Source organism: bacterium (assembly GCA_035528375.1).
Taxonomy (GTDB): Bacteria; RBG-13-66-14; RBG-13-66-14; order RBG-13-66-14; family RBG-13-66-14; genus RBG-13-66-14.
Genome location: DATKYS010000120.1, coordinates 1 through 4,028, shown reverse-complemented (window position 1 = coordinate 4,028; position 4,028 = coordinate 1). Strand labels below are relative to the sequence as shown.

3 protein-coding genes and 2 tRNA genes are annotated in these 4,028 nt (G+C 65.9%); 3 read left to right on the top strand and 2 right to left on the bottom strand.

Annotated elements, in window-relative coordinates:
• Positions 1-666: 666 nt before the first annotated feature.
• Positions 667-2,106 (bottom strand): UDP-N-acetylmuramoyl-L-alanine--D-glutamate ligase, encoded by a 1,440-nt coding sequence (gene murD, locus VM054_09690; GenBank protein HUT99331.1) that lies wholly within the window; start codon positions 2,104-2,106, stop codon positions 667-669.
• Between the two features lie 270 nt (positions 2,107-2,376).
• Positions 2,377-2,661: an Asp-tRNA(Asn)/Glu-tRNA(Gln) amidotransferase subunit GatC gene (gene gatC / locus VM054_09685; protein ID HUT99330.1), complete on the bottom strand. Its 285-nt coding sequence runs from the start codon at positions 2,659-2,661 to the stop codon at positions 2,377-2,379.
• A 106-nt stretch (positions 2,662-2,767) separates the two neighbouring features.
• Between gatC and VM054_09680 the strand changes: the two genes are divergently transcribed.
• The 3 genes from VM054_09680 (at position 2,768) to VM054_09670 (ending at position 3,977) form a co-directional block, all read left to right on the top strand.
• Positions 2,768-2,977, top strand: coding sequence for a hypothetical protein (locus tag VM054_09680; GenBank protein ID HUT99329.1), 210 nt, complete (start codon positions 2,768-2,770; stop codon positions 2,975-2,977).
• A gap of 316 nt (positions 2,978-3,293) precedes the next feature.
• Positions 3,294-3,370, top strand: a tRNA-Pro gene (locus VM054_09675).
• A 530-nt stretch (positions 3,371-3,900) separates the two neighbouring features.
• Positions 3,901-3,977: transfer RNA gene (locus VM054_09670), tRNA-His, on the top strand.
• The last annotated feature ends 51 nt before the right edge of the window (positions 3,978-4,028 follow it).

Sequence of the window (4,028 nt, the reverse complement as noted above, 5' to 3'; positions counted from 1 at the left end):
TACCTTATAAAAAAAACGGGCCGACCTGAAGGTCGGCCCCTACCTCATCGTAATACGCGGCGGCCCGTAGAAGGGCCGCCCTACGTCGTCGCAACTGGCGCGGGCCGGGGTGGGGGGTGCAGCGGCCCCCTCTCCCTGTGGGAGCGGCGCGCCGACGGGAATGAGGGTGAGGGCTTCCTTATAAAAGCGGCGGGGATTTGCCGGGGGCATAGCTCGCTACGCTCGGTTAAAATCCCCGCCCTACATTATTTACGGACAACGGCGATTTGACGTAGGGGCGACCGTCCACGGTCGCCCGCGGGCCGACCTGAACGGCGCGCCGTCGGTCGGCCCCTACCTCATCGTAATATGCGGCGGCCCGTAGAAGGGCCGCCCTACGTCGTCGCAACTGGCGCGGGCCGGGGTGGGGGGTGCAGCGGCCCCCTCTCCCTGTGGGAGCGGCGCGCCGACGGGCAGGGGTGAGGGCTTCCTTATAAAAAAAACGGGCCGACCTGAATGTCGGCCCCTACGTCATCGCAATCCGCGACGCCGGCGTCCACCTTCAAAAACCCCCGGACCGTTCAACCTGCCCCAGCATTCTGAGCGCCTGCGTCATTTCTCCAGGTCGGCGACCGCGCCGTCCCGGAAATAAAAAAACCGGCATCGCCGGGTATGAGTGAAAAATCCCTACCCCGCCGTCCGCGTCGCCCCCAGCCGCCGCACCAGCTCGCGGAACCGCTCCCCCCGCTCGACGAAGTTCAGGAACTGGTCGTAGCTGGCGCAGGCCGGCGACAGAAGTACGATCTCGCCAGGCGCGGCCAGCTCCGCCGCCCTCGCCACCGCCGCCTCCAGGGTTTCCGCCGCCTCCATCTTTACCAGATGAGGCCGGTAGCCGTCCGCCGCGATCTCCTCCTCCCCCCGCTCCACGGCGCGCCGGATCGCGTCGGCCGTCTTACCCACCAAAAGGCACCCCTTGGCGCGCAGCGCGATCTCCCGACCCAGCTCGATGAAGGGCGTCCCTTTGTCGTAGCCGCCGGCGATGAGCCACACCGGCTCGGTGAAGCTATGAAGTGCCGCCATCGCCGACTCCGGCGTCGTGGCGATGGAGTCGTTGAAGTAGGTCACGCCGTTCACCGTGGCGATTTCCTCCAGACGGTGGGCGATGGGCCTGAACGCCGCCAGCGCCGCCGCCGTCACCGACAGCGGGATGCCGAAGGCGTAGGCCGCCCCCGAGGCCGCCAGGGCGTTGGCCACGTTGTGGTCGCCCCGCGGGGCGAATTTATCCAGCTCGAAGTACCGCTGCTCCGCCCCGGCGAAACGGGCCACCAGCCGCCCCTTGCCCTCGTGGTTCCCTCGCTCCCGGTAGAAGTTGACCCCCTCGCCCACCTCCAGCCCGAACCGGAGGACCGATCCCCGGGTCAGCTCCGCCAGCTTGGCCACCTGCGGGTCCTCGGCGTTGAGCACCGCCGAGTCCCGGGCGGTCTGGTGCGTGAGTATTTGGGATTTCGCCTCGATGTAGGCGGTGAACGTGCCGTGGCGGTCCAGGTGGTTGGGGGTCAGGTTCGTCACCACGGCGATGTGCGGGGACCAGCCGATTTCGCCGAGGTCCTCGAGCTGGAAGCTGGAGAGCTCGAGGACGGCGGGCAGGCCCGGCGGGGCGTCATCCACGCGGTCCAACAGGCACACACCCATGTTGCCGCCGACCAGGGCGCCCGGCATGTGGCGGCTCACTATGTCCCCCAGCATTCCCGCCGTGGTCGTCTTGCCGTTAGAGCCGGTCACCGCCAGCACCGTTCCGCGGAAGCGCTCGACGAAGAGGGCGATTTCCGACGAGAGCTCGGCCCCCGATTCCCGGGCGAACTCCAGGTACGGCGACGTCTTGGGCACCGCCGGGTTGACGAATATTATATCCGCCGCGCGGAAGTCCTCCTCCAGGTGCGCCCCGAGGTGCAGCTCCACGTCCACATCGTGTAAAAGCGCGAGCGACGGGCGCAGCTCCTCCGCCTCGCGCAGGTCGGTCACCGTCACCCGGGCCCGGTGGCGGACCAGGTAGCGCGTGAGCCCCACCCCGCCGCCGAAGAGGCCGAGGCCCATCACCAGCGCCCGTTTGCCTTCCAGTTTAATCATCTGTTTCATCCAGGGGGCGCCGCTCGCGGCGGTGAACTATCGAATGCATTTACCTTGCGACGCGGAACAGGCTCGGCTACTAGCCGTCACCGACTCTCGACGAAGAGGGGATGTCGCTCGCGGGATTAATCTATCGAATACCATCAACCTTACGTCGCGGAGCAGGAGGGGCTACTAGCCGTCACATGCTTTTATCCGGGGGAGGGGCGCCGCTCGCGGCGGTGAACTATTGACCTTCAGCAACTCCTCGTCGCGGAGTAGGAGGGGCTACTAGCCCCCGAGGGGGGAGGGGGTCTCTATCTGCCCGTTCACGACCCGCGGGGCCTGGCCGAGCTCGCCGGTTGCCGAGGGGGGGTTCGTCACGACGTCCTCGCGCCAGGGGACGCGGGGCGGCGAAACGTCGCTGAAGGGCGGCACGCCTTCGATGTCCACGCCCTCTAGCGAACGGACGTAGTCCAGTATCTCGCCGAGCTGGCCCCGGAAGCGCTCGAGCTCCTCGGCGGTCAGCCCCAGCCGGGCCAGCCTCGCGATGTGCCGCACGGTTTTTTCGTCCATGCCTCCTCCGAGTCGCCGGCAATTTTACCACAGGGCGGCGTCGTCCCGCCTTGACCCCGACCCCGCGAGGTGCTATTTTTTACCGCGCGCTTTAACCACCGGGATCATGCAGGGCATCGTCACCTACTACGACTACAACAGGGGCTACGTCTTCCTCCGGCCGCTGGGCCCCGACGCGCCGGACGGGACGGAGGAGCGCTTCTTCCACGTCGCCCAGCTCGGGGCGTCCCGACTCTGGGGACTGGGGGTGGGGTGCGTGGTGGAGTACGAGCCGGCCGGGGAGGGCCTGGTGGAGTGGGTGAGGCTGGCGCACTGAGCACCCGTCGGCCGGGTTTCCTCCGCACCTTTGGGGAGCTCGCTTACGGGTCAGGGTGGGGGAGGCGGCATAGATTTTCACATGCCAACCGGCGTCTTCGCGGGACACGATCGAACGTAAGGCTCGCGGGGCGTGGCGCAGGAGAAAATGTAGGGCTCGCGGCGGTAACCCCTCGAATTGGTGAAATCTTTCGTCGCGGAACACGATCGAACGTAAGGCTCGCGGTCGTCGTTGTTGAAAAGAGGTAGGGCTCGCGGCGACAATCCCTCGAATGTCGACGGGTGTCATCGCGGAACACGATCGAACGTAAGGTTCGCGGGGCGTGGCGCAGTCCGGTAGCGCACCTGCTTTGGGAGCAGGAAGTCGGAGGTTCGAATCCTCTCGCCCCGACCAGCAGCATGATGCTGCACCCGGTATCGCGACGTGAGCAGATGTTATTTCATGATTCATCCCCGCGTGCAACACCGTTTTTACTCCCGACGCCCCGACCACCAACGCAGCGCGTTGGATCGCATCTCCGCGATGATGGTCTGTTGTGTTATATGAGGTTTTCGCCGCGAGCGAACCCTTTATAAAAAAAAATTTAAAAAACCACCATCGCAGGGCGCTGGACCCCGGCCTCGCGTTGATGAGTTAGTGTGATTCCCCAGTTCATCCCCGCGTGCGGCGCGCTTTCCCTCTCCCTGTGGGAGCGGCGCGCCGACGGGCAGGGGTGAGGGCTGCTACCTGTCCCCTCCCCCCTCTGGGGGGAGGGCTGGGGAGGGGGGCGAGCGGGCGGGTGTGGACACCCACCCCTGTGGTCGGCCGCAAATCCTCTCCATAGATGCCGACATTCACGTCGGCCCGTATCAACATCCTCGGCCGGATAGCCCAAAGCCCGCCGCTGGACAGCCCGGCGGCTTTGTGTTATTTTACCCGCCGCGGTGGAAGTAGCTCAGTTGGTTAGAGCACCTGGTTGTGGCCCAGGAGGCCGTGGGTTCGATCCCCATCTTCCACCCCACTCGTGATTTTTCGTCCTGTCTTCGGCGCAGATGTTGAATACAGGGCTTTT

Excerpts from the sequence above, each read along its gene's own strand:
- murD (HUT99331.1), bottom strand. The coding sequence starts at position 2,106 with ATGATTAAACTGGAAGGCAAACGGGCGCTGGTGATGGGCCTCGGCCTC.
- gatC (HUT99330.1), bottom strand. The coding sequence starts at position 2,661 with ATGGACGAAAAAACCGTGCGGCACATCGCGAGGCTGGCCCGGCTGGGG.
- VM054_09680 (HUT99329.1), top strand. The coding sequence starts at position 2,768 with ATGCAGGGCATCGTCACCTACTACGACTACAACAGGGGCTACGTCTTC.